This window comes from Nocardioides marmoribigeumensis, assembly GCF_031458325.1.
GTDB classification, from domain to species: domain Bacteria; phylum Actinomycetota; class Actinomycetes; order Propionibacteriales; family Nocardioidaceae; genus Marmoricola_A; species Marmoricola_A marmoribigeumensis.
Window position 1 is genome coordinate 1,586,707 of record NZ_JAVDYG010000001.1, and the last position, 23,989, is coordinate 1,610,695.

The 23,989-nt window shown below is 72.3% G+C and carries 24 protein-coding genes; 12 read left to right on the forward strand and 12 right to left on the reverse strand.

Annotation, left to right across the window (positions count from 1 at the left end; translation table 11 throughout):
- Positions 1 to 117: 117 nt before the first annotated feature.
- Together J2S63_RS07555 and J2S63_RS07560 are read left to right on the forward strand one after the other, a co-directional pair.
- Complete coding sequence (locus tag J2S63_RS07555; protein WP_310300722.1) at positions 118 to 1,278, forward strand: sensor histidine kinase; 1,161 nt, start codon at positions 118 to 120, stop codon at positions 1,276 to 1,278.
- The gene (locus tag J2S63_RS07560; RefSeq protein ID WP_310300724.1) at positions 1,275 to 1,952 is read left to right on the forward strand and encodes a response regulator; all 678 of its coding nucleotides are present in this window, start codon (positions 1,275 to 1,277) and stop codon (positions 1,950 to 1,952) included. Before J2S63_RS07555 ends, J2S63_RS07560 begins: the two co-directional genes overlap by 4 nt.
- A gap of 15 nt (positions 1,953 to 1,967) precedes the next feature.
- Here the strand turns inward: J2S63_RS07560 and J2S63_RS07565 are convergent, their stop codons facing one another.
- The 4 genes from J2S63_RS07565 to J2S63_RS07580 form a co-directional block, all read right to left on the reverse strand.
- The gene (locus J2S63_RS07565; protein ID WP_310306626.1) at positions 1,968 to 2,480 is read right to left on the reverse strand and encodes a type III secretion system chaperone family protein; all 513 of its coding nucleotides are present in this window, start codon (positions 2,478 to 2,480) and stop codon (positions 1,968 to 1,970) included.
- 103 nt (positions 2,481 to 2,583) lie between these two features.
- Positions 2,584 to 3,900: a D-inositol-3-phosphate glycosyltransferase gene (gene mshA / locus J2S63_RS07570; RefSeq protein WP_425573325.1), complete on the reverse strand. Its 1,317-nt coding sequence runs from the start codon at positions 3,898 to 3,900 to the stop codon at positions 2,584 to 2,586.
- Positions 3,901 to 3,962: 62 nt separating this feature from the next.
- Positions 3,963 to 4,667 (reverse strand): sterol desaturase family protein, encoded by a 705-nt coding sequence (locus tag J2S63_RS07575; RefSeq protein ID WP_310300727.1) that lies wholly within the window; start codon positions 4,665 to 4,667, stop codon positions 3,963 to 3,965.
- Positions 4,667 to 5,437, reverse strand: coding sequence for a FadR/GntR family transcriptional regulator (locus J2S63_RS07580; protein ID WP_310300730.1), 771 nt, complete (start codon positions 5,435 to 5,437; stop codon positions 4,667 to 4,669). The genes J2S63_RS07575 and J2S63_RS07580 overlap by 1 nt, the downstream gene beginning before the upstream one ends.
- Positions 5,438 to 5,572: 135 nt before the next feature.
- On the opposite strand from J2S63_RS07580, the gene J2S63_RS07585 reads away from it, so the two are divergent.
- Complete coding sequence (locus J2S63_RS07585) at positions 5,573 to 6,262, forward strand: aspartate/glutamate racemase family protein (RefSeq protein ID WP_310300733.1); 690 nt, start codon at positions 5,573 to 5,575, stop codon at positions 6,260 to 6,262.
- Between the two features lie 12 nt (positions 6,263 to 6,274).
- Here the strand turns inward: J2S63_RS07585 and J2S63_RS07590 are convergent, their stop codons facing one another.
- Positions 6,275 to 7,051: an SIR2 family NAD-dependent protein deacylase gene (locus J2S63_RS07590; protein ID WP_310300736.1), complete on the reverse strand. Its 777-nt coding sequence runs from the start codon at positions 7,049 to 7,051 to the stop codon at positions 6,275 to 6,277.
- A gap of 92 nt (positions 7,052 to 7,143) precedes the next feature.
- Here J2S63_RS07590 and J2S63_RS07595 point away from each other — a divergent pair, with 92 nt between their 5' ends.
- Positions 7,144 to 8,475 (forward strand): cation:dicarboxylate symporter family transporter, encoded by a 1,332-nt coding sequence (locus J2S63_RS07595; RefSeq protein ID WP_310300738.1) that lies wholly within the window; start codon positions 7,144 to 7,146, stop codon positions 8,473 to 8,475.
- Here J2S63_RS07595 and J2S63_RS07600 read toward each other — a convergent pair whose 3' ends face one another.
- Positions 8,476 to 9,156 (reverse strand): response regulator, encoded by a 681-nt coding sequence (locus tag J2S63_RS07600; protein WP_310300740.1) that lies wholly within the window; start codon positions 9,154 to 9,156, stop codon positions 8,476 to 8,478. It abuts the gene before it with no gap.
- Entirely contained in the window at positions 9,153 to 10,727 is a 1,575-nt protein-coding gene (locus J2S63_RS07605) for a sensor histidine kinase (RefSeq protein WP_310300743.1), read from the reverse strand. The genes J2S63_RS07600 and J2S63_RS07605 overlap by 4 nt, the downstream gene beginning before the upstream one ends.
- Positions 10,728 to 10,848: 121 nt before the next feature.
- Here J2S63_RS07605 and J2S63_RS07610 point away from each other — a divergent pair, with 121 nt between their 5' ends.
- From J2S63_RS07610 to J2S63_RS07630, 5 genes are all read left to right on the forward strand, one after another.
- On the forward strand, positions 10,849 to 12,222 hold the full coding sequence (locus tag J2S63_RS07610) for a cation:dicarboxylate symporter family transporter (RefSeq protein WP_310300746.1): 1,374 nt from the start codon (positions 10,849 to 10,851) through the stop codon (positions 12,220 to 12,222).
- 137 nt (positions 12,223 to 12,359) lie between these two features.
- On the forward strand, positions 12,360 to 13,250 hold the full coding sequence (locus J2S63_RS07615; RefSeq protein WP_310300749.1) for a hypothetical protein: 891 nt from the start codon (positions 12,360 to 12,362) through the stop codon (positions 13,248 to 13,250).
- 100 nt (positions 13,251 to 13,350) lie between these two features.
- A complete protein-coding gene (typA, locus tag J2S63_RS07620) occupies positions 13,351 to 15,249 on the forward strand; it encodes a translational GTPase TypA (RefSeq protein ID WP_310300752.1) in 1,899 nt (632 codons plus the stop codon).
- A 420-nt stretch (positions 15,250 to 15,669) separates the two neighbouring features.
- A complete protein-coding gene (locus tag J2S63_RS07625; RefSeq protein ID WP_310300757.1) occupies positions 15,670 to 16,431 on the forward strand; it encodes an SDR family NAD(P)-dependent oxidoreductase in 762 nt (253 codons plus the stop codon).
- Between the two features lie 25 nt (positions 16,432 to 16,456).
- Positions 16,457 to 17,263, forward strand: a complete 807-nt coding sequence (locus J2S63_RS07630; protein WP_310300759.1) for a VOC family protein — start codon at positions 16,457 to 16,459, stop codon at positions 17,261 to 17,263.
- Here the strand turns inward: J2S63_RS07630 and J2S63_RS07635 are convergent.
- Both J2S63_RS07635 and J2S63_RS07640 read right to left on the reverse strand, forming a co-directional pair.
- Positions 17,247 to 17,777 carry a macro domain-containing protein gene (locus J2S63_RS07635; RefSeq protein WP_310300762.1) on the reverse strand — a complete coding sequence of 177 codons (531 nt, stop codon included), beginning with the start codon at positions 17,775 to 17,777 and terminating at the stop codon, positions 17,247 to 17,249. The two genes, J2S63_RS07630 and J2S63_RS07635, sit on opposite strands and share 17 nt — an antisense overlap.
- An 8-nt stretch (positions 17,778 to 17,785) precedes the next feature.
- Positions 17,786 to 18,073: a DUF2516 family protein gene (locus tag J2S63_RS07640; protein ID WP_310300765.1), complete on the reverse strand. Its 288-nt coding sequence runs from the start codon at positions 18,071 to 18,073 to the stop codon at positions 17,786 to 17,788.
- 65 nt (positions 18,074 to 18,138) lie between these two features.
- On the opposite strand from J2S63_RS07640, the gene J2S63_RS07645 reads away from it, so the two are divergent.
- Entirely contained in the window at positions 18,139 to 18,942 is an 804-nt protein-coding gene (locus J2S63_RS07645) for a VOC family protein (RefSeq protein ID WP_310300768.1), read from the forward strand.
- Between the two features lie 13 nt (positions 18,943 to 18,955).
- Positions 18,956 to 19,801, forward strand: a complete 846-nt coding sequence (purU, locus tag J2S63_RS07650) for a formyltetrahydrofolate deformylase (RefSeq protein ID WP_310300771.1) — start codon at positions 18,956 to 18,958, stop codon at positions 19,799 to 19,801.
- A gap of 74 nt (positions 19,802 to 19,875) precedes the next feature.
- On the opposite strand, the gene J2S63_RS07655 is transcribed toward purU, so the two are convergent.
- The 3 genes from J2S63_RS07655 to J2S63_RS07665 all read right to left on the reverse strand — a co-directional run bounded on the left by J2S63_RS07655 (position 19,876) and on the right by J2S63_RS07665 (position 22,392).
- Positions 19,876 to 20,817 carry a putative endonuclease domain-containing protein gene (locus J2S63_RS07655; RefSeq protein ID WP_310300774.1) on the reverse strand — a complete coding sequence of 314 codons (942 nt, stop codon included), beginning with the start codon at positions 20,815 to 20,817 and terminating at the stop codon, positions 19,876 to 19,878.
- 374 nt (positions 20,818 to 21,191) lie between these two features.
- The gene (locus J2S63_RS07660; RefSeq protein ID WP_310300777.1) at positions 21,192 to 22,022 is read right to left on the reverse strand and encodes a hypothetical protein; all 831 of its coding nucleotides are present in this window, start codon (positions 22,020 to 22,022) and stop codon (positions 21,192 to 21,194) included.
- Position 22,023: 1 nt separating this feature from the next.
- Positions 22,024 to 22,392, reverse strand: a complete 369-nt coding sequence (locus J2S63_RS07665) for a helix-turn-helix domain-containing protein (protein WP_310300780.1) — start codon at positions 22,390 to 22,392, stop codon at positions 22,024 to 22,026.
- Between the two features lie 140 nt (positions 22,393 to 22,532).
- On the opposite strand from J2S63_RS07665, the gene cysC reads away from it, so the two are divergent.
- Positions 22,533 to 23,753, forward strand: coding sequence for an adenylyl-sulfate kinase (cysC, locus tag J2S63_RS07670; RefSeq protein ID WP_310300783.1), 1,221 nt, complete (start codon positions 22,533 to 22,535; stop codon positions 23,751 to 23,753).
- The last annotated feature ends 236 nt before the right edge of the window (positions 23,754 to 23,989 follow it).

Sequence of the window (23,989 nt, forward strand, 5' to 3'; positions counted from 1 at the left end):
CCCCAAACGGCCCCGAGCCGTCAACCAGGTGAACGACGCGTGAACGGAGCCCGAAAGTGCAGGTCAGGGGGCCGCTGATGGTCCGGAGCACGGGTGGCCGCGCCCTACCATCGAGACGTGGACCCGACCGCGCTCAACCTGATCTTCGCTCTCCTCGGCGTGGTCATCGGCGCGATCCCGGTCCTCGCCTGGCGGGTGAGCGACCGTGAGCTGCGCGCCCCGTCCGAGCCGCCGTCGTACGCCGAGGCGGCCGTCGTGCCCGCCGGGGTCTCCACGGTCCTCAACGTCCTCCGCTCCAGCGCCCTGGTGGTCGACGAGGAGGACCGCGTGCTGCAGGCCTCCGCGCCGGCGTACGCGATGGGCCTGGTGCACGGCGCCGAGCTGCGCGTCCCGGAGCTGCGCGACCTCGTGCGGCAGGTGCGCCGCGACGGCGAGACCCGGGTGATCGACCTCGACATCGAGAGCGCGCGCACGCCGCGGCAGGTCCGCGCCCGCGTCGCCGTGCTGAGCAGCCGGCTGGTCCTCGTGCTCGCCGACGACCGCACCCGCGAGCGGCAGGTCGAGGCGATCCGCCGCGACTTCGTGGCCAACGTCTCCCACGAGCTCAAGACCCCGATCGGCGCGCTCACGCTGCTCGCCGAGGCGGTGCAGGAGGCCTCCGACGACCCCGAGGCCGTGCAGCACTTCAGCAACCGGATGAAGCTCGAGGCGGGCCGGCTCGGTCGCCTGGTCCAGCAGATCATCGAGCTCTCGCGCCTCCAGGACGACCGCGCGCTCGACTCCCCCGCCGTCGTCGACGTCGACGCGCTGGTCACCTCGTGCGTCGACGCGGTCGAGGTCGAGGCGAAGGCCAAGGACATCGAGGTCGTGTACGACGGCCAGCACCACCTGCGCATCCTCGGCAACGCCGAGCAGATCTCGCTGGCGCTGGGCAACCTGGTGGCCAACGCGGTGGCCTACTCCGAGCCGCACAGCCAGGTCACCCTCGCCGCGCACCGCTCGGGCACGATGGTCGACCTCTCGGTCGCCGACGAGGGCATCGGCATCCCGGCCGACGAGCTGGAGCGGATCTTCGAGCGGTTCTACCGTGTCGACCCGGCCCGCCACCGGTCCACCGGCGGCACCGGCCTGGGCCTGTCGATCGTCAAGCACGTCGCCGCCGCCCACGGTGGCGAGGTGAAGGTGTGGTCGCGTCCCGGCCACGGCTCGACGTTCACCCTCCGCCTGCCCCGCGCCGCCGCCGGCGGCGCCCCGACCGACCCCAAGGAGAACCCGTGACCCGAGTGCTCGTCGTGGAGGACGAGGAGAGCTACAGCGACGCCCTGAGCTACATGCTCCGCAAGGAGGGCTTCGAGGTGGCCGTGGCCGCGACCGGCGACGGCGGCCTGGAGGAGTTCGAGCGCAACGGCGCCGACATCGTCCTGCTCGACCTGATGCTGCCCGGCCTGCCCGGCACCGAGGTGTGCCGCCGCATCCGCCAGACCTCCCACGTGCCCGTGATCATGGTCAGCGCCAAGGACGACGAGGTCGACAAGGTCGTGGGCCTCGAGCTGGGTGCCGACGACTACGTCACCAAGCCCTACGCCCCGCGCGAGCTCGTCGCCCGGATCCGGGCGGTCCTGCGCCGCGGTGCCGACGTCGACGTGACCCCCGCTGCCCTGGAGGCCGGCCCGGTGCGCATGGACGTCGAGCGCCACGTCGTCCAGGTCGACGGGACCGACGTCTCGCTGCCGCTCAAGGAGTTCGAGCTGCTCGAGATGCTGCTGCGCAACGCCGGCCGGGTCCTCACCCGCGGCCAGCTGATCGACCGCGTCTGGGGCTCGGACTACGTCGGGGACACCAAGACCCTCGACGTCCACGTCAAACGGCTGCGCGCCAAGCTCGAGCCCGACCCGGGCAACCCGGTCCACCTGGTGACCGTCCGCGGGCTGGGCTACAAGTTCGAGGCCTGAGGGCCCGGTCGAGCGCTACTCCGAGCCGTCGGGGCCCTCGGGGCCCTCGGGGCCGACGCCCGACTCCAGCCAGCCCCGGAACGCCTCGAGGTTCTTGGTCGACTCGCCGCGCGCGATGCGCCAGGCCCACTCCTTGCGGATGGAGGAGCCGAAGCCCATCTCCAGGATCGGGTTGAACGAGTCGTCGGCGTAGGCGAGCACCGAGCCGAGCAGCCGGTCGACCTCGTCCTCGGTGACCGCGGAGAGCGGCAGCCGCCCGTCGAGGTAGATGTCGCCGTGGTGGTCCACCGCGAACGCCATCCCGAACAGCTTGAGGTTGCGCTCGAGCAGCCAGCGGTAGACCTGCTCGTGGTTCTCGTCGGGGTGCCGCGCGACGAACGCGTGGACCGCGAACGAGTGCTTGCCGACGTCGAGGCGGCAGGGCGTCTGGAGCTTGCGCTCGCCGGGCAGCGTGACGGAGAAGCTGCCGTGCCCGAGCTCCTCCCACTCGATGTCGGAGCCGCCCAGGGCGCTGCGGACGGTCGCGATGGCGACCTCGCGGGCGTCCGGGCTCGGGGCGTCCGGGCTCGGGGCGTCCGGGCTCGGGGCGTCCGGGCTCGGGGCGTCGGAGGGGGACTCGGTCGAGGTGCGCTCAGCCACCCACGGCCTCCTGTCGGGTGTGCTCGTGGTCCGCGCGCAGCAGGGTCGCGGCGCGGTGGTACGCCGCGAGCGTGCGGTCCGCGGTCCGCTCCCAGGCGAACTCGCGCGCGTGGTCGAGCGCGGCAGCGGCCAGCATGTCACGCAGGCCGGGCTCGTCGACGAGTCGTCTGATCGCGCGGGCGTAGTCGGCCGGGTCGTGGCCCTCGACGAGCAGCCCGGTCACCCCGTCGCGCACGACGGTGGGCAGCCCGCCGACGGCCGCGGCGACCACCGGGGTCCCGACCGCCTGGGCCTCCATGCCGACCAGCCCGAAGGACTCGTTGTACGACGGCACGCAGACGACCGTGGCGGCGGCGTACCAGTCGACCAGGGTGTCGCGGTCCACCGGCGGCACGAACCGCACGAGGTCGGCGATGCCGAGCGAGCGGGCCAGGGAGGCGAGGGCGCCGGGGTGCTCCAGACCGCTGCCGGACGGACCGCCCACGACCGGGACGACGAGCCGCGGCCGCAGGTCGGGGTCGGCGGCGACCAGGTGGGCGACCGCGCGGAGCAGGACGTCGGGGGCCTTGAGCGGCTGCAGCCGCCCGACGAAGGCCGGCACGACGGCGTCGGCCGGGATGCCGAGCCGGGCCCGGGCCCCGGCCTGCGACCGCGGCTGGAACACGGTCAGGTCCACGCCCGGGGGTACGACGTCCACGCGCGCCGGGTCGGCGTCGTAGAGCCGGACCAGCTGGCGGGCCTCGAGGTCGGTGTTGGCGATGAGCATGTCGGCGGCCTCGACCACCTGGTCCTCGCCGACGAGGCGGGCGTGGGGCTCGGGGGTGTCGCCGTCGGCCAGCTGGGCGTTCTTGACCTTGGCCATCGTGTGCATCGTGTGCACGAGCGGGACCGACCAGCGGTCGCGGAGCAGCGCGCCGACCTGGCCGGACAGCCAGTAGTGGGAGTGGATCAGGTCGAACCAGCCCTGCTCGTGCCCGGCCTCGGCCCGCAGCAGGTGCCGCGCGAAGACGCACAGCTGGCCGGGCAGCTCCTCCTTGGGCAGCCCCTCGAACGGGCCGGCCAGCACGTGGTGCACCCGGACCCCGGGGGCGGCCTCCACCGTGGCGGGCGTGAGGGAGGACGTGGCGCGGGTGTAGATCTCGACCTCGAGACCGCGGTCGGCCAGCCGCTTGGACAGCTCGAGGACGTAGACGTTCATGCCGCCGGCGTCGCCGGTGCCGGGCTGGTCCAGCGGGGAGGTGTGCAGACTCACCATCGCCACGCGGCGCAGCGGGTGGGCCGCGAACGGCAGGGGTCGTGCTTCGGTCACCGGGACACCTCCGGACAGGCTCAACCGCGGTCGATCCTGCCCCATTCCCGGGACCGGCAAGCTCAGTCGGCGAGCCCGTGGAGGTTCTTGGCCGTCGGGGAGGTCGGGACCGTGGCCGGGTCGGGGTCGGTGCCGAAGATCCGGTCGGCGGTGTGGGCGGTGGTGACCGTCATCCAGAAGTGCTCGTTCTTGAAGTGGTGCAGCCGGTGGTGGCGCCACACCGCCTTGTAGAGGCGGCCCTTGGGCTTGTAGTCGGTGTGCACGAGGTAGTGCGTCCACTCGTAGACCAGCCCCACGATGCCCACGGTCAGCATGAAGCTGAGGCCGTTGCCGGGGGTCGGGGCGACCCACAGGGGCACGGCCACGGTGAGCACCATCAGGCCGATCATCGTCTGCCACGGGATGAACACCAGCGGGAGGTTGCGCGGGTCGCGGTGGTGCCGGCGGTGCTCGCGGGCCAGCAGGGTGTCGACCATGACGCCGGCGACGCGGCGCGGTCGCCAGTGGAGGATGAAGACGTGGACGACCCACTCGATCACGGGGAACAGCGCCACGAAGGCCAGCGGGGACAGCAGGTCGGTGGCCCGCCAGTCGCCGACGATCACGCGGGCCACGAGCGCCCCGACGAGCGTGGCGGTGATCATCCACGGCGACGGGTGGCGCCAGAACTCCGCGAACGCCTCGCCCAGCGTCACCTTGGTGACGCGGTTGCCGGTGATGCGGGCCTCACGTTGATCGAGCCCAGTCGAGATCTCGTTGGTCGTCATCAGTCCTCCGGGCGGGTGGTGGGGTCGTCGGGATCGGCGGCCTCGAGCAGGAGCAGCGTCTGGAGCAGGCCCTCGGTGACGGGCCCGAGCAGGGCCTGGGCGGCGGCGGAGGCGGCCTCGGGGTCGCCGGCGGCGACGGCCTCGGCCAGCGCGGAGTAGGTGCCGGCCTGCTCGACCTCGGCGGCCATCACCACCGCGAGCGCCTCCATCGCGGGCTCGTAGGCCGCGCGGAGGCTGTTGAACATCAGGCGGAACGCGATGTTGTCGCCCGCGTCGACCACGAGGTCCCAGAACTCCAGCGCGTCGTGCTGCAGTGCGACCGGGTCTGTCGACCCCGCGAGCCGGCGTACGACGGCCCGCAGGTCCGCGCCCACCGCGGCGGCCCGCGCGGGGTCGGCAGCGAGCTTGCGCGCGGCCAGCCCGGCCACCTGGGGACCGAGGAGCAGCCGCGCCTCGAGGAGGCTGCGGGCCACGGCGAGGTCGAGGTCGCCGGTGAGGACGAGCAACCGGGGCAGCAGCTCGAGCCCGGCGTGCAGGCGGAAGTCGCGCACGGTCGTGGTGCCGCCCTGTCGCACCTCGACCAGGCCGGCCTGCGAGAGCCGCTGGAGCGCCTCGCGGACCGCCGGCCGGGAGACCCCGAGGAGCTCGGCGAGCCGGCGCTCGCTCGGGAGGGCCTCACCGGGGCCGAGCGACCCGCCGACGACCTCGTGCGCGAGCTGCTCGAACACCTCGTCGGGGACGGAGCGGCGACGGATCGGCTGCAGGGGCATGCCGGCCACTGTGACCCGGGACAGGCCAGGTGGTCAAGTGGTCAGACCAGGTTGTCCCAGGACCTGGGAGGCGCACGCCGAACCCCGGGCCGGGACACCTCCGCAGGCGGACGCGGGGCGTGGGAGACTCGGCCGATGCGGACCATCGGACTCATCGGCGGCCTGAGCTGGCAGAGCTCCGCGGTGTACTACCGCCTGCTCAACCAGGAGATCGAGCGCCGTCTGGGCGGCCTCCACTCGGCCACGACCGTCATGACCTCGGTCGACTTCGACCGGCTCACCACGCTGCAGCGCGACGAGGACTGGGACGAGGTCGGCCGCGTCCTGTCCGCCGCGGCGCGCAGCACGGAGGCGGCCGGGGCCGACTTCCTCCTGATGTGCACGACGGCGTTCCACCGCGTCGCCGAGCAGGTCGAGGCGTCCGTGGACATCCCGTTCCTCCACCTCGGTGACGTCGTCGCGCAGGCGTGCCTGGACCACAAGCTGCGGTCGGTGGCCTTCCTCGGCACGTCGTTCGCCATGGGCCGCGACTTCTTCCGCGACCGGATCGCCTCCCACGGACTCGAGGTGCTGGTGCCCGACGTCGAGCACCACGGCACGATCGACCGGATCATCTACGACGAGCTCGTGCACGGCCGCGTCAACGACGCCTCCCGCAAGACCGTCGTCGGCATCATCGACGGGCTGTGGGACGCCGGCGCCGAGGGCGTGATCCTGGGCTGCACCGAGCTCGAGGAGCTCATCCACCAGGCCGACGTCGACCTGCCGGTCTTCCCCTGCACGACGCTGCACGTCGAGGCGGCGATCTCGGCCGCCCTCGCCTGACCCCGGCGCCGCTCACCGGCCCAGCACCGCCTCGACGGCCGGCCCCAGCACCTCGCCGGCCCGGCCCCGCACGACCAGGTCGGCCAGGTCGTCGTACGGCGTGCGCTCGTCGTTGACGATGACCAGCCGCGCCCCGTGCCCCCGCGCCTCGGCCGGCAGGCCGGCGGCGGGGTGGACCTGGAGCGACGACCCGGTGGTGAGCAGCAGGTCGGCCGACCGCACCAGGCGGACGGCCTCGTCGACGACCTCGGGGTCGAGCACCTGCCCGAACGAGACCGTCGCCGACTTGACCAGCTGCCCGCACCCGGGACAGGAGGGGTCGTCCTCCCCCGCGTCGAGCCGCTCGAACGCCCAGGTGTGCGGCGCCCGCCAGCCGCAGCCACCGACCACGGGCCCGCGGGGCGTCCCGATGCACCGCACCTCGCGCGCCGTGCCGTGCAGCTCGACGACGTGCTGCGACCCGGCGTCCTGGTGCAGGCCGTCGATGTTCTGCGTGATCACCCCGGGCGAGCGCCCGGCCGCCTCGAGCGCCGCGAAGGCCCGGTGAGCCGGGTTGGGCCGGGCCTCCGGGGCGAAGAACTCCCGTCGCATCTCCCAGCTCAGCCGGCGCACGCCGGCGTCGGCGACGTAGCGCTCGAGCTCGAAGCTCCTGGGGTCGTAGCGCGTCCACACCCCGCCCGGCGACCGGAAGTCGGGGATGCCGGACTCGGTGCTGACCCCGGCGCCCGTGAACCCCACGACCCGCGAGGAGGTGGCGAGCAGGTCGACGAGCTCGAGATGGGCGTCCATGCGGCCACCGTGCCACGGGCCTCCGACAGCCGCGTGAGGTCGCTCACAGCGGGTAAAGAGATCTGCAGCCACACCACGAAGGGGGGACCCCGATGTCCCAGACCACCCAGACGGCCCCGCGGCGCGACCGCACCCACTTCCTCTACATCGCGGTCATCGTGGCCGTGGTGCTCGGCATCGCCGTCGGCTTCCTCGCCCCTGACCTCGGCGCCAAGCTCAAGCCCCTCGGGGACGCCTTCGTCGGGCTGATCAAGATGATGATCTCGCCGGTCATCTTCTGCACGATCGTCCTCGGCGTCGGCTCGGTGGCCAGTGCCGCCAAGGTCGGCAAGGTCGGTGGCCTCGCCCTCGGCTACTTCCTGGTGATGTCCACCTTCGCCCTGGCGATCGGCCTCGTGGTGGGCAACATCCTCCACCCCGGCGCGGGGCTCAACCTCACCGACGAGCTGGCCAAGTCCGGCAAGGAGCAGGCGGCCGGCGCCGGCAGCACCACCGAGTTCCTGCTCGGGATCATCCCGACGACGCTGCTCTCCTCGCTCACCGAGGGCGACATCCTCCAGACCCTGTTCGTCGCCCTGCTGGTCGGCTTCGCGATCCAGACGATGGGCGCCGCCGGCAAGCCCGTGCTGCGCGGCATCGAACACCTGCAGCGCGTGGTCTTCAAGGTGCTCGCGATGATCATGTGGGCCGCCCCGATCGGCGCCTTCGGCGCGATGGCGGCCGTGGTCGGCGAGACCGGCATCGACGCGCTCAAGTCGCTCGCGGTGATCATGCTCGGCTTCTACGCCACGTGTGCGCTCTTCGTCTTCGGGGTGCTGTTCGTGGTGCTCAAGGTGACGACCGGGGTCAACCTGTTCAAGCTGCTGAAGTACCTCGCCCGCGAGTTCCTGCTCATCCTCTCGACGTCGTCGTCGGAGTCCGCGCTGCCGCGTCTCATCGCCAAGATGGAGCACGCCGGCGTCGAGCAGACGACGGTCGGCGTGGTCGTGCCGACCGGCTACTCGTTCAACCTCGACGGGACCGCGATCTACCTGACCATGGCGACGCTGTTCATCGCCCGCGCGATGGGCGACCCGCTGTCGATCGGGGAGCAGATCTCGCTGCTGGTGTTCATGGTGATCGCCTCCAAGGGCGCGGCCGGGGTCACCGGCGCCGGCCTCGCGACGCTGGCCGGCGGCCTGTCGTCGCACCGGCCCGAGCTGCTCGACGGGGTCGGCCTGATCGTCGGCATCGACCGCTTCATGTCCGAGGCCCGCGCGCTGACCAACTTCGCCGGCAACGCCGTCGCCACGGTCGTGATCGGCGCCTGGACCGGGTCGCTCGACAAGGAGCGCATGGCCGCCGTCCTCGACGGTCACCGGCCCTTCGACGAGGCCACGATGCTCGACGAGGACGACCGTCACGAGGAGCCCGTGCCGGTCTGACTAGCGCCAGCGGTACTCCACCTCGGGGCGCCCGGCGCCGCCGTACCTCGGCCGGCGCTCGAGCACCCCGGACGCCTCGAGGTGCTCGAGGTAGCGCCGCGCGGTCACGCGCGAGAGCCCGCACTCCGCGGCGACCTCCGAGGCCGAGCGCGCCTGCCCGGCGCCGCGCAGGTGCGCGGTGACCAGGGCGAGGGTCTCCGGGCTCATCCCCTTGGGCAGGCCCGCGCCCTCGTCCGCGGTCCGCAGCGACCCCAGCAGCTGGTCGATCTCGCCCTGCACGACGTCGGCGCCGGAGGCCGAGAGCCGGGCGCGGTAGTCGGCGTACTGCTCGAGCTTGGCGCGCAGCCCGGCGAACGTGAACGGCTTGAGCAGGTAGGACACGACGCCCTGCGACACCGCCCGGCGTACGACGTCCAGCTCGCGCACCGAGGTCACCGCGACGGCGTCGCAGCCGTGACCCTCGAGCCGCAGCTGGGCGAGCAGGTCGAGGCCGTGCCCGTCGGGCAGGTGCATGTCGAGCAGCAGCAGGTCGGCGGGCGAGGTGCGCAGGATGCGGCGCGCGTCGGCGCAGGAGCGGGCGACGCCCACGAGCGTGAAGCCCGACAGCCGCTGGACCAGCTCCGCGTGGGCGGCCGCGGCGATCGCCTCGTCCTCGACGACCAGCACCGCGATCGGGCTCACGGCTCCTCCCCCAGCCGCACCGAGAAGCGCGCCCCGCCGAGCGCGGACCGGCCCGCCTCGATCGTGCCCCCGTGCCGTCGGGCGACCTGGGCGACCAGCGCCAGGCCGAGCCCGCGTCCGGTCGGGTCGCCGGGCTTGGTCGACCAGCCGCGCTCGAAGGCCCGTTCGGCCGCGTCGGCGTCGAGGCCCGGCCCGCTGTCGTCGACGTCGAGGGCCAGCCAGCGGTCGTCGGCCTCGAGGCGTACGACGACCCGGCGCTCCGCCGCCGAGGCCACCGCGTCGAAGGCGTTGTCCAGCAGGTTGCCGACCACCGTGACCAGCTCGCTGTCGTCCAGCGGCAGCCCCTCGACCGAGGAGGCGGGGTCGACCTCCAGATCGATGCCGCGCTCGGCGGCGACCCCGGTCTTGCCCAGCAGGATCGCGGCGAGGACAGGCGCCTCGCCGACACCTCGGACCCGGTCGGCGAGCCCCTGGGCGGCGAGGCTCTGCCGGACCGCGAACCCGGCCGCCTCGTCGGGCCGGCCGAGCTCGATCAGCGAGACGACGGTGTGCATCTGGTTGGCGGCCTCGTGGGTCTGGGCGCGCAGGGTGTCCGACAGCTGCTGGACCGCGTCGAGGCGGCCGGTGACCTCGGTCAGCTCGGTGTGGTCGCGCAGGGTGACGACCGACCCGAGCAACCGGCCCTCCCAGGCGGCGGGGGCCTGGGACACCAGGAGCACCCGGTCGTCGAGCAGGTGGATCTCGTCGATCATCGCCCCCGACGGGTCGAGCGGCACGCCGAGCTCGGGCAGGGTCCGCCCCCGGACGTCGGCGGGGAGGCCGAGGAGCCGCACCGCCTCGTCGTTGGCCAGCTGGAGCCGGCCGTCGGGGTCGAGCAGGAGCAGGCCCTCGCGGACGGCGTGGAGCACCGCGTCGTAGAACTCGTACATCCGCGTGATCTCCTGCTCGCCCATCCCGTGGGTCTGGCGGCGCAGGCGGCGGTTGATCACCCACGCGCCCGCGATCCCCAGCCCCAGCAGGCCGATCGCGACGAGGGAGAGCCGCGCCACCCGGGCCCAGACCGCCGCGTCGATCTTGTCGAGCCGGATGCCGACGCTCACCAGCGCGACCACGTCGCCGCCCTCGCGCACGGGCACGACCGCGCGCATCGAGGGGCCGAGCGTGCCGGCGTACTCCTGGGTGAACACCTTGCCCTCCGGCGCGCCCCCGAGGTCGCCGATGAACTTCTTGCCGATCAGTGCCGGGTTGGGGTGGGAGTAGCGGGTGCGGTCCAGGCCCATCACCACGACGAAGTCGGTGGCGGTGTCGCGGCGCACCTCCTCGGCGAAGGGCTGGATCCGGCTCGAGGGGTCGGAGGTCCGCAGCGCGGAGGCGACGGCCGGGGAGTCGGCGACCGAGAGGGCGATGTCGACCGAGCGGCGCCGGGCGTCGTCGAGCTGCGAGGCGCGCGCGTCGACGTACGCCAGGACCGTGGCGACGACGATCAGGACCAGCACGATCAGCAGCTGGAGGGCGAAGACCTGCCGCGCCACGGACGACCCGCGGCGCTCCCGACGCACGGTCCCGGCCACGCCCGGATTCTGTCAGCCGTGTCGAGCGAGCCCGTGAACTCAACGAACACAAGGGTGACCGCCGTCACAGACGCGCCGATGGTTGGACGCACAGCACCAACTGACCAACCCGGAGGTTCCCGTGTCCCACCCCGTCTCCCGGCCCGCGCCGGACGCCTCGGCGCCCACCCGGCGCGACCGGACCCACTTCCTCTACATCGCGGTCGTCGTCGCGGTCGCGCTGGGCGTGGCGGTCGGCTTCCTGGCCCCCGACCTCGGCGTCGCGCTCAAGCCGATCGGCACCGCGTTCGTCGCCCTGATCAAGATGATGATCAGCCCGATCATCTTCTGCACGATCGTCCTCGGCGTCGGCTCGGTCGCCAGCGCCACCAAGGTCGGCAAGGTCGGCGGGCTCGCGCTGGGCTACTTCCTGGTGATGTCGACCTTCGCCCTCGCGACCGGCCTGGTGGTCGGCAACCTGCTGCACCCGGGCTCGGGCCTCCACATCAACGACGAGGTCGCCAAGGCCGGGGCCGAGCAGGCCGCCGGCGCCGGGACCACCACCGACTTCCTCCTCGGGATCATCCCGACCTCGCTGCTGTCCTCGCTCACCGACGGCGAGGTCCTCGAGACCCTGCTCGTCGCGCTGCTCGTCGGCTTCGCCCTGCAGGCCATGGGCGCCACCGCCCAGCCCGTCCTCCGTGGGGTCGAGCACCTGCAGCGCGTGGTCTTCCGCGTCCTGTCGATGATCATGTGGGCCGCCCCCGTCGGCGCGTTCGCCGCGATGGCCGCCGTGGTCGGCGAGACCGGGATGGACGCGCTGAAGTCGCTGGCCGTGATCATGCTCGGCTTCTACGCCACCTGCGCGCTCTTCGTCTTCGGGGTCCTGGCGTTCGTGCTCAAGGTGACCACCGGGGTCAACATCTTCAAGCTGCTGAAGTACCTCGCCCGCGAGTTCCTGCTCATCCTCTCGACGTCCTCGTCGGAGTCGGCGCTGCCCCGCCTGATCGCCAAGATGGAGCACGCCGGGGTCGAGCAGACCACCGTCGGCGTCGTGGTCCCGACCGGCTACTCGTTCAACCTCGACGGCACCGCGATCTACCTGACCATGGCCTCGCTGTTCATCGCCTCCGCGATGGGCGACCCGCTGGCCCTGGGCGAGCAGATCTCGCTGCTGGTGTTCATGGTCATCGCCTCCAAGGGCGCCGCGGGCGTGACCGGCGCCGGCATGGCCACGCTCGCCGGGGGGCTCGCCTCGCACCGTCCGGACCTGGTCGACGGCGTCGGCCTCATCGTGGGCATCGACCGCTTCATGTCCGAGGCCCGCGCGCTGACCAACTTCGCCGGCAACGCCGTCGCGACCGTGGTCATCGGCTCCTGGACCGGGTCGCTGGACAAGGAGCGGATGGCGGCCGTCCTCGACGGGGAGCGGCCGTTCGACGAGACCACGATGCTCGACGACCACGCCTCGAGCCCCGCGGTCCCGGCGCAGACCAAGGAGCCCGCGCTGGTCTGAGGCCTCTCCGACCGGCACGACCGCTGAGCCCCGCCTGGTCCAGGCGGGGCTCAGCCGCGTCCCGGCCCGTTGTGCCGGTCCGGAGGGCCTGTGGAGAAGGCGACCTGCTCGAGGCCAGGATCAGGAAGGGTGCCGGGATGGACCCCGGACAGGCGCTGGCGCAGCTCGGGGGCGTCGCGACCTCCCGCGAGCTGCTGCGGCTGACCACGCGTCGGCGGCTCCGCACGGCTCTCGACCGCGGCGAGGTCGTCAGGCTCACGCGCGACGCCTACGCCCTGCCCACGGCTGACGAGGGCCTCCGAGCGGCGGCCCGCGTCTCGGGGGTGGCGAGCCACCTGTCCGCGGCAGCCCACCACGGCTGGAAGGTCCTGCAGCAGCCCGGCCTTCCGCACGTGGTCGTCCCCCGGGACCGCAAGGTCCGGTCCTCCCGCGGCATGCACCTGCGCTACCGCGACCTCGCCCCCGAGGAGGTCCGCCGGCCCGGCGTCACCGAGCCGCTGCGCACCGTCCTGGACTGTGCCCGCGACCTCTCCTGGGACGACGCGCTCGCGGTGGCCGACTCCGCGCTGCGGAGCGGTGAGGTCGACCCGCAGCGCCTGGTCGAGGCCGCGGCCGGGCTCAGGGGGCCGGGCAGCGTGCAGGCCCGCCGGGTCGCCCGCTGCGCGGACGGTCGGGCCCACAACCCGTTCGAGTCGGCGCTCCGGGCCATCTGCCTCGATGTCGACGGCCTCGAGGTCGAGCCCCAGCGCGAGGTGCAGCTGCTCGGCCTGACCATCCACCCCGACCTGGTCTGTGTCGAGCACCGGCTGATCATCGAGGCCGACTCCTTCGCGTGGCACTCGAGCTCGTCGGCCCTGCTCAGCGACTGCGAGCGCTACACGCTGGCCGCGGTGGGCGACTGGCGGGTGGCGCGGTTCGGCTACACCCACGTCCGCACGCAGCGGGACTGGACGCAGGACCTGCTGACCCGGCTCGTCCGACCCTCCGGACCGGCACGACGGCCCGGTCCGACCGACGCCGCGGCGTGAGCAGCGGTCCCCCGGACAGATGTGCCGGTCGGAGTGGCCGCCGTCACGCCGGGAGCCACGCGTGGTCGGGAGGCCCGCTCACGGCCCGTAGAATCGCGCGGTGACTGAGCCTGACCACACCCCGTCCACCCGCCGCTCCGACCTGCGCAACGTCGCGATCGTGGCCCACGTCGACCACGGCAAGACGACCCTCGTCGACGCGATGCTCCACCAGGCGGGGTCGTTCGGCGCCCACGAGCACGTCGCCGAGCGCGCGATGGACTCCGGTGAGCTCGAGCGCGAGAAGGGCATCACGATCCTCGCCAAGAACACCGCGGTCCGCTACACCGGCCCGTCGTCCGGCGGCGAGCCGATGACGATCAACATCATCGACACCCCGGGCCACGCCGACTTCGGTGGCGAGGTCGAGCGCGGCCTGTCGATGGTCGACGGCATCGTGCTGCTGGTCGACGCCTCCGAGGGCCCGCTGCCCCAGACCCGCTTCGTGCTCCGCAAGGCGCTCAACGCCGACATGCCGGTCGTGCTCGTGGTCAACAAGGTCGACCGCTCCGACGCGCGCATCAGCGAGGTGGTCGACGAGACCTACGAGCTGTTCCTCGATCTGCTCGACGACTCCCACAACCCCGACGCGCTGGACTTCCCGGTCGTCTACGCCAGCGCCAAGGCCGGCCGCGCGAGCCTGGAGCAGCCCGAGGACGGCGGGATGCCCGACAGCCCCGACCTCGAGCCGCTGTTCCGCACGATCGTCGAGACCATCCCCGCCCCGGTGTACGACGAGGGGGCGCCCCTCCAGGCCCACGTCACCAACCTCGACGCCAGCCCGTTCCTCGGCCGGCTCGCGCTGCTCCGCGTCCACCAGGGCACGATCCGCAAGGGCCAGCAGGCCGCGTGGATGAAGCGCGACGGGTCGCAGCAGAACGTCAAGATCACCGAGCTGCTGATGACCCAGGCGCTCGAGCGCGTGCCGGCAGAGTCGGCCGGACCGGGTGACATCGTCGCGATCGCCGGCATCCCCGAGATCATGATCGGTGAGACCCTCGCCGACCCCGAGGAGCCCAAGGCCCTCCCGCTGATCACCGTCGACGAGCCGGCGATCTCGATGACGCTGGGCATCAACGACAGCCCGCTCGCCGGCAAGGTCAAGGGCCACAAGGTGACCGCGCGCCTGGTCAAGGACCGTCTCGACCGCGAGCTGGTCGGCAACGTGTCGATCAAGGTCGTCCCGACCGAGCGCCCCGACACCTGGGAGGTCCAGGGCCGTGGCGAGCTGGCGCTGGCGATCCTGGTCGAGCAGATGCGCCGCGAGGGCTACGAGCTGACCGTCGGCAAGCCGCAGGTGGTCACCCGCGAGGTCGACGGCAAGGTGCACGAGCCGATGGAGCGGCTGACCATCGACGCGCCTGAGGAGTACCTCGGCGCGATCACCCAGCTCCTCGCCGTCCGCCGCGGCCGCATGGAGCAGATGACCAACCACGGCACGGGCTGGGTGCGCATGGAGTTCCTCGTGCCCGCGCGTGGCCTGATCGGCTTCCGCACCGAGTTCCTCACCACGACGCGCGGCACGGGCATCGCCCACCACGTCTTCCAGGGCTACGAGCCGTGGGCCGGCGAGATCCGGGCCCGCTCCACCGGCTCGCTGGTGGCCGACCGGGCCGGCGCCGCGACGGCGTACGCCATGACCAACCTGCAGGAGCGCGGCACGATGTTCGTCGAGCCGACGACCGAGGTCTACGAGGGCATGATCATCGGCGAGAACTCCCGCGCCGACGACATGGACGTCAACATCACCAAGGAGAAGCAGCAGACCAACATCCGGTCCGCGACCTCCGACAACTTCGAGAAGCTGATCCCGCCGCGCAAGCTGAGCCTCGAGCAGTGCCTGGAGTTCTGCCGCGAGGACGAGTGCGTCGAGGTGACGCCGCAGTCGGTGCGCATCCGCAAGGTCGTGCTCGACGCCCACGCGCGCGCCAAGACCGCCTCGCGCGCCCGCCGCGCCTGAGCCCTGCCGACGGCCGACGGGCCGAAAAAGACAGGCGCGTCCGGCGAGGGCTCACCGGACGCGCCAGGTCGGAAGGCCTCAGGCCAGACCTCCCACCACCGGGTGCACGCACGCGGGGGGACGACAGCGTGCACACCGGGGACTGCTGAGTTCCGCCCTCCCACGTCAGCGGAGCTCCTCGCACATGATGGTTTCCTGAAAGTTGTTGGTCAATCGACCGAGATCGGCGCTTCTGTCACTGCCGAGGGTATTGATTCGATTCACGATTAAACGCAGTCAAACGAGGTTCAGCGCAACCGTTCCGGTCCCATCCCGGACTAGACCTGAGTCGGCTCCCGTGGGTGCACCCCACCTCCTGGGGGGTGCCGGATCGCGCCCCCCTACCCTGAGACCCGCCCGAACCACCCCGAAGGAGCCCCCATGCAGATCCAGGACACCGCCGCCCTCGTCACCGGGGGAGCCTCCGGGCTCGGCGCCGCCACCGCCACCGCGCTCGCGGAGGCCGGCGCGACGGTGTTCGCCCTCGACCTGGCCGCGAGCATCGAGAAGGCCGGCGAGGCTCCCGCCGGCATCGAGTACGTCGAGGCCGACGTCACCGACCCCGCGTCGGTGAGCGCCGCGGTCGCCCGGGCGGTCGGGTCGGGCAAGCCGCTGCGCACGGTGGTCAACTGCGCCGGCATCGGCACCGCCGGGCGGATCCTGTCCAAGGGCGGCCACCACGACCTCGACCTCTACGCCAAGATCATCCAGATCAACCTGATCGGGTCGTTCAACGTCCTGGCGCTCGCCGCGGAGGAGATCGCGAAGACCGAGCCCGACGAGCAGGGCCAGCGCGGGCTGGTCGTCAACACCGCGAGCGTGGCGGCGTTCGAGGGGCAGATCGGCCAGGTGGCCTACGCCTCCTCCAAGGGCGGCATCGTCGGGATGAACCTCCCCGCCGCGCGTGACCTGGCGCAGTTCGGCATCCGGGTCAACACGATCGCGCCGGGCATCATCGAGACCCCGATGCTCGCGGGCGTCGAGCAGAAGTTCCGCGACGCGCTCGCCGAGGGCGTCCCGTTCCCCAAGCGCCTGGGCCGTCCGGACGAGTACGCCCGCCTCGTCCTCATGCTCGTCGAGCACGACTACCTCAACGGCGAGGTCATCCGACTCGACGGCGCGCTGCGGATGGCCCCGCGCTGAGCCGTCGGGCCTGCATCATGAACCCATGACCTCGGGACCCGCGACCCGCCTGGTCGGCGTCGAGCTGTTCTCCGACCGCGCCGGCGAGAGCGCCACCTTCTACTCCTGGCTGCTGGGACCGGGCAGCGGCGCCTCCGCGAGCGACTGGAACCCGGTCAGCCTGCTGTTCGAGCACGGCGTCTGCGGGATCCGCGTGCGCGGTGAGGACGACGGCCCGGAGTCCTCGTGGGTGCCGGTGCTCTCCACCGCCGACCTGGAGGCGACCGTGGCCCGGGCGGAGTCGTTCGGCTACGCGCGTCTCGAGCGCGACCGGGCGACCTACCTCGCTGCCGGGCCGCACTGGCTGCGCGTCGTGCCGGCCGACCCCCTCCCGGTCGACGTCGACCCGGCCGCGCTCGGCAGCACGACCGTCGAGTGGCTGACCCAGGACGTCCCCCTGGCGAGCGGGCGCCTGGTCGAGACGTTGGGCCTGGACTCCCTGCAGGTCATCGACGACCCCGGCGACTACCGCCTGCTCGCCTCCGACGGCGTGCTCGTGCTCGGCGTGGTCGACTTCTCGCTGCTCTCCGCCCAGCCGCTGTCGCGCGGGTGGCTGGTCTACTTCGACGTCCCCGACCTCGAGCTCACGATCGCGCGCGCGGCCGAGGCCGGCGTCGAGGTGCTGATCCCGCCGACCGACGAGGGGTACGCCGTCTGGGCGGTCCTGCGCGACCCGTTCGGCGTGGTCTTCGCGCTGGCGAGCTACAGCGAGCTGGAGGAGTCCACCCGGATGGTCCGCGACGCCTCCGGCGAGATCGTCCCGATCGGCATGCGGATCACCCGCCACGACTGACGCGCTGCACCGCCGCCTCCAGCAACCCCGCCGTACGCCGGTCGAAGGCGCAGAGCACGCTGCGGGTCACCCGGGTCGGGGTCTCGGCCAGGGTGCGCACCTGGGCCTCGACGGCGTCGTCCTTGGGCCAGCCGTAGACGCCGGCCGACACCAGCGGGAACGCGATGGTGATCTGCTCGAGACCGTGCTGCTCCATGAGCGCCTCCCCGACGGCCAGGGCGTTGGCGTAGCAGGAGACGAGCTGCCCGCGGTTGCCGCCGCGGCCGTCGTACACCGGGCCCACGACGTGGATGACCCACCGCGCGGGCAGGTCGTGACCGGTCGTCCAGCCGGCGTCGCCGGTGGCGAGCCCGCGCGGGAAGCGCTCCTCGCACTCGCGCAGCAGGCCCCGCCCGGCTGCCCGGTGGATCGCCCCGTCGACCCCACCACCGCCGCGCATGCGGTTGTTGGCGGCGTTGACGATCGCGTCGGCCTCGAGCGTGGTGATGTCGGCGGTGACGACCTCGAAGTCCATGGCGCCCGTCAGCGGCGGCCGGTGATCGCCAGCAGGGAGGGGCGTACGTCGACGAGGTAGACGATCGCGGCGACGATGCCGACGAGGTTGATCAGGCTGATCGGGTTCCAGATGAGCAGGTGGGCGACGAACGCCAGGCCGAGCCCGATGAGCCAGCCCGTCTTGTTGCCACGGTCGACGGCCGGGAAGGCGTCGGGGCGGTGACGGGTCGCGTCGATGAACGCGAAGGCCACGACAGCGAACTGGATGACGCTGAAGGCCAACGTGACCAGGCTCGGAACCGCAAAGATGCTCACGGACGTCATCGTAGTTGGCACGAACGGAGGATGTGACGGATGAGGCGCACGAGGATGCTCGGACGGTGAGCGCGACTCGGCGGCTGGTCGGGATGGAGCTGTTCTCGGAGCGACCGGGTGACAGCGCTGCGTTCTACGCCTGGCTCCTCGGTCCGGGCAGCGGCCACGACCCCCAGGACTGGAACCCCGTCAGCCTGCTGTTCTCCCACGGCGTGTGCGGGGTGTGGCGCTCCTCCGTCGGGGGTCCGCCCCCGGGCTGGGTGCCGGTGCTGAGCGTCGACGACCTCGCGGAGTCGGTGCGCCGGATGGAGGCCGCCGGTGGACGGGTGGCCACGCACGAGGGCCGCACCTACCTGGTCAACGCCGACGGCGTCTGGACCCGGGTCGTCGAGCAGGGCCGCCTGCCGCTCGACGTCGACCCCGAGGCGGTGGGCGAGACCAACGCCGACTACTACGACCTCGACGCGCCCGCCCGCGCACGCGAGTGGGCCGAGATCCTGCTGATGGAGCCGGTCGAGCTGATCGGCGACGTCGACGAGCTGTGCTTCGTCGTGGGCGACCGGCAGCCGGCCTTCGGCACGGTGACCTACGTCGACGAGCCGCTCGTGCCGATCCTCCGCCCGGCCTGGGTCGTGTACTTCGCGGTGCCCGACCTGCCCGACGTCGTCCAGCGGGCGTCGGGAGTGGGGACCGGGGTGGCGATCCCGCCCTCGCACGAGGTCTACAACGACTGGTGCGTGCTGGTGGACCCGTTCGGCGTCACGTTCGGCCTGAGCATCTACTACCACCACCTGCTCAGCGACCTGCGCGTGATCACCCCCCGCGGCGAGGAGGCCTTCGCCGACGCGGTGGACCTGCCGTCGGAGTGACTAGGCTCCCTGCGTGCACTACGTCCTCACGCTCTCCTGCCCCGACCACCCCGGGATCGTCCGGGCGATCGCGCAGGGGGCGGGAGCGGCGGACGGCAACATCACCGAGAGCGCGCAGTTCTCCGACCCGGTGACGGGGCTGTTCAGCATGCGGGTGGAGCTCGAGTCCCCGTGGGAGGACGTCGACGCGGTGCGCTCGGCGATCACCTCGGCCGTCCACGAGCTCGGCATGCACCTCCAGATCCGCCCGCGCGACGAGCCGCGGCGGATGCTCATCCTGGTGAGCAAGATCGACCACTGCCTGGTCGACCTGCTCTACCGCTGGGAGCGCGGCGAGCTGCCCGTCGACATCCCGGTCGTCGTGTCCAACCACGAGGACCTCCGCGAGCTGGTGGAGCGCCACGGCATCGAGTTCGTCCACGTGCCGGTGACGCCCTCGACGAAGCCGGAGGCGGAGGCCCAGGTGCTGGCGCTGGTCGAGCAGCACCGGATCGACTTCGTCGTGCTGGCCCGCTACATGCAGGTGCTCTCCGACGACCTGTGCCGCTCGCTGTCCGGCCGGGTGATCAACATCCACCACTCGTTCCTGCCGGGGTTCAAGGGGGCCAAGCCCTACCACCAGGCCCATGCCCGCGGGGTCAAGCTGATCGGCGCCACCGCCCACTACGTCACCGCCGAGCTCGACGAGGGCCCGATCATCGAGCAGGAGGTCGTGCGCGTGAACCACACCCGCACCCCCGAGCAGATGGTCGCCCTGGGCCGCGACGTCGAGCGGCTCGTCCTCGCCCGCGCCGTCACCGCCCACGCCGAGGACCGGGTCTTCCTCTGCGGCGCCCGGACGGTCGTCTTCCACCCCTGACCCCCGGGCCCGGGTTCGGCGGCACGGGCTGGGTTCGGCGGCAGGGGCTGGGTTCGGCGGACGCCGACACCTGATCAGCCAACCGCCTTGTCCGGATCCGCCGAACACTTGCCCGATCCGCCGTTCCCGACGCGGCGAGCCAGGAGGGCCCGACCGGCCGGGGTGTAGCAGGACCCGGCCAGCAGCTGGTTCCACTCGGCGAGCGCACCGGACCGGGCAGCCCGCCCGGTGACGAGCTCGGCGTCGCGGAGGACCCCTGCCGCCTTGTGCACGAGGTCCTTGCTGACGTAGCCACGCCGGATCCAGCCCTGCGCGACGATCCGGCGCCCCCGAGCCAGGTCCACCTCCTGCTGCTCGCGCGGCAGGTGGTCCTTCCCGTCGTACTCCGCCAGGTGCATGGTGCCGACGAACCACAGGTCGGCTCGTGCGATCTCGTCGCCCGCCCCGTCGCGGATCACCTTCTGCGGCTCGACGTCGTAGCCGGCGATCGTGTGCAGGAGGCGAAGCAGCGTCTCGTACGCCGACTCCGAGCGCTCGTCGGCCAGCGCGAGGGCCTCACGCAGGGCCCGAGCCCCCTTGCGGCGGGTGGCGGCCGCTCGTTCGAGGTCCGACCGGGTGCACGCCCCAGCGTGCAGGGCCGAGTCGACGAGCACGACGAGGTCGAGCAGCGACAGGTCACGGGCGCAGACGAGCAGGGTGTCCACGGCCGAGTCGACCCGCAGCCCGTCGAGCTCCGTGGATGGCCGCCAGGGATCGACCCGGACCACTCGCAGGCCCGGTCGTTGGGGTCGCGTCGCCTTGGCGTCCACCGCGGCGATCACCGGCAGCCGGTCGGGCAGGTGGGGGAGCCACCAGCCCCAGAGCTCTGCGGCGGTCAGGTGGGAGAACCGGCCCGACCTCGGGAGCGCGAGCTGCCAGGCGTCGAGCGGCCGCCCGCGGTCGGAGTGGAAGAGCCCCGTCGAGACGCGGTGCCACTCACGCCCCCGCAGTCGGCCCCGCTGGGCGATCGTCGTCATCGGCCCAGGGTGCGACGGACCGATTCCCGGTGCTGTCGGCCGTCCGGTCACGGTGGAGGGCAGGCCCGTCCCCGCAGCTGTGCAGAGCTCGCGGCCCGGCGATTCGGCGGATGCGCAGACAGTTCGGCGGACGGCGACGCGACTCAGCCCCGCGAGGGTGTCGCGATCCGCCGAAGCCCAGCCGGATCCGCCGAACCCGACACCGGGCCCCGCTGCCGAACCCGAACCCGGCCCGGGCCGCCGAACCCCGCCGGCGGCATACCCGAAAACGGAGCCAGGGCCCCGACCCTCCCCCCTGGAGGTCGAGACCCTGGCCGATGTCAGCCGGGACCGCGCTTGCGCAGCCCGGTCCCGGCTGGACCGTGAGTCGAGGCTCAGGCCTTGGTGGCCGGCGCCTTGCGGGTGGCCTTCTTGGCGGTGCTCTTCGCCGTGGCCGAGGACTTCTTGGCGGTGGTCGTCGCCGTGGTGGCCGCCTTCTTGGTGCCGGTCTTCGCCGCGGTCGACGACTTCTTGGCGGTGGTCTTCGCCGCGGTCGAGGTCTTCTTGGTGGCGGTCTTGGCGCCCGTGGAGGCCTTCTTGACCTTCACCTCGACCTCAGCCTCGGCCTGCGGACGGCCGATCGTGCCGATCTCGCCCTTGCGGACGCGGTCCAGCACGGCCTCGCCGCGGTTGGCGAACTTGTTGAGGTCGGCGCGCAGGTCCGCGGTGCGGGCCTCGAGCTTCGCGACGAGCTCACGGACCTCGGCCTGGAGCTCGGTGAGGCGGGCCTCGGCCTTCTTGGGCAGCTGGGCGCGGTCGGCCTGCAGGTCCTTGACCAGGGCCTCGACGCGCTTGGGCAGGCCGTTGAGCTGGGCCTGGAGCTCGTTGAAGCGGGCCTCGGCCTTCTTGGGGAGCTCCTTGTAGTCGGCCTGGAGCTCGGCGTAGCGGGCCTCGGCGCGCTTGGGCAGCGCACGGGCGTCGGCCTGGAGGTCCTTGAGCAGGGTCTCGGCCTTGAGCTGGCGCACCTTGGCCTCCTTGGCGAGGGCGTCGATGCGGTCGGTGACCTCGCTGCGGCCGTAGGTGATGACGCCCTGCTTGCGGGCGTCGTCGAGCTGGGTCTGGACGTCGGCGGCGGCCTTGCGGACCAGCTCGACGGCGTAGTCGCTCGCGCCGACGTAGGCGTAGAACGGCTTGGTGGCGGTCTCGAGAACAGTGGCCTTGGCCATGTCAGATTCCTTCTTCCTGTGTGGGGTTTGCTGCTCGGAACGATCGGTAGACGTCGATCAGCGACTGTTTCTGGCGCTCGGTGAGGCCAGGGTCGGCGAGGATCGCGACTTCCACGGAGTGGACCTCGTGGTCGTCGGGGCTGAGGATCCCCGCCTGCACGAAGAGCGTCTCCGCCGAGATCTGCAGCGCCTTGGCGATCGACTGCAGGACCTCCGCGGACGGCCGTCGCAGGCCGCGCTCGATCTGGCTCAGGTAGGGGTTCGAGATGCCCGTCGCCTCCGCGAGCTGACGCAGGCTGAGCTTGGCCTCGGTGCGCTGCTCTCGCAGGTAGTCACCGAGTGCGCTCGCCCTCATGAACCCCTTCGCCATGCCCCCATCATGCTTGCTCTTGCAAGCACTATCAAGTCAGGAGGAGTGACTCCGGGCACGTTTTCCCTTGTTTACAAGCACGAAACGTGCTTGCAGCAGTTGCTAGCACCCGTTCCTGAGAGGAACCGTAGGATCGGCCCGTGACCGACGCGCTCCCCCAGCACTGCCCGACCCCCCGCGAGCTCGACGACCTCGAGCTGATCGCGCACGGAGCGGTCGAGCCGGCCGGGTTCACCGACGACCCGCAGGGCGTCACGCTCACGCTCCCGGCCGACCTCGCCACCGAGGGCGGGCCCGTTGAGCTGGTCGACCCCGAGGGGCTCCCGCTGGCCCGGGTCACCGTCGAGCGGACGTACGACGCGGGCGAGGGCCGGCGCGGGGTCGTCGGGCCGGTGTCGGTGCTGAGCCACCACGAGTACGGCGCGTTCCGTCGCCTCCACCTCTCCCCCGCCGACGTGCGCGCGTTGGGCGACGTGGTCACGGTCCCCGTGGCCGGTCCGCTGACCGAGCAGGACGTCGAGCGGATCCGCGAGATCGGCGAGCCGGTGGTCCTGCTGGCGCTCACCGGCGCCGGCACCCCGTCGTACGACGGCCGCCCGCTGTCCGGCGTCGGGCTGATCCGGGCGACCCTGGCCGCGGCCGAGCTGATCCCCGACAGCAGGGTCGTGGCCGTGCCGTTGGCGAGCCGGGGTGACGCCGAGGCCGACCAGGCCTTCGGCGAGCGCGTGGTGGCGGCGTACTCCCCCGGCGACGTCGTCGGCGTCACCGGCGAGGGCGACCTGCCGGACCAGGTCGCCGACGTGATCGACTTCGAGCTGCCCGGGCCGGGCGAGCAGGGACTGGTGGTGTTCTTCACCGGGCTGTCCGGCAGCGGCAAGTCGACGCTGGCGCGGGCGCTGCACGACGTGGTGCTCGAGCGCGGCGAGCGCACGGTCACCTCGCTCGACGGTGACGTCGTACGCCGCAACCTGTCGGCCGGCCTGACCTTCTCCAAGGCCGACCGGGAGACCAACATCCGCCGCATCGGGTGGGTGGCCGCCGAGATCTCCCGCCACGGCGGGGTGGCGATCTGCTCGCCGATCGCGCCGTTCGACGAGACCCGCCAGCAGGTGCGGGAGTACGTCGCCGACGCCGGCGGCGACTTCTTCCTGGTCCACGTGGCGACGCCGGTCGAGGAGTGCGAGCGGCGCGACCGCAAGGGGCTCTACGCCAAGGCGCGGCGCGGCGAGATCCCGGAGTTCACCGGCATCTCCAGCCCCTACGAGGCCCCGACCGACGCCGACGTCGTCGTCGACACCACCGGCCGCACGATCGAGGACTGCCTGGCCGAGATCCTGGATGCCCTGAGCGATCACCTGTGAGCTGGTCGGCTGGGCATCCATGGATCACTTATGGACCTGAAATAACCGGCTCTGGGCAACTCTGGTTCTTGTTCCCACAACTGCGCCATTCCGGGCAGTGACCCCGCTGCGACTGTCGACGCGGCCAAGTTCCACGTCGACCTGCGTTCCTACGAGGCCGACGACACGACCTCGTATGTGCGACGTGAGACGGTCGCCGGCCCGGTCCAGCCCCAGGTCGAAGCCGCAGCCGACTG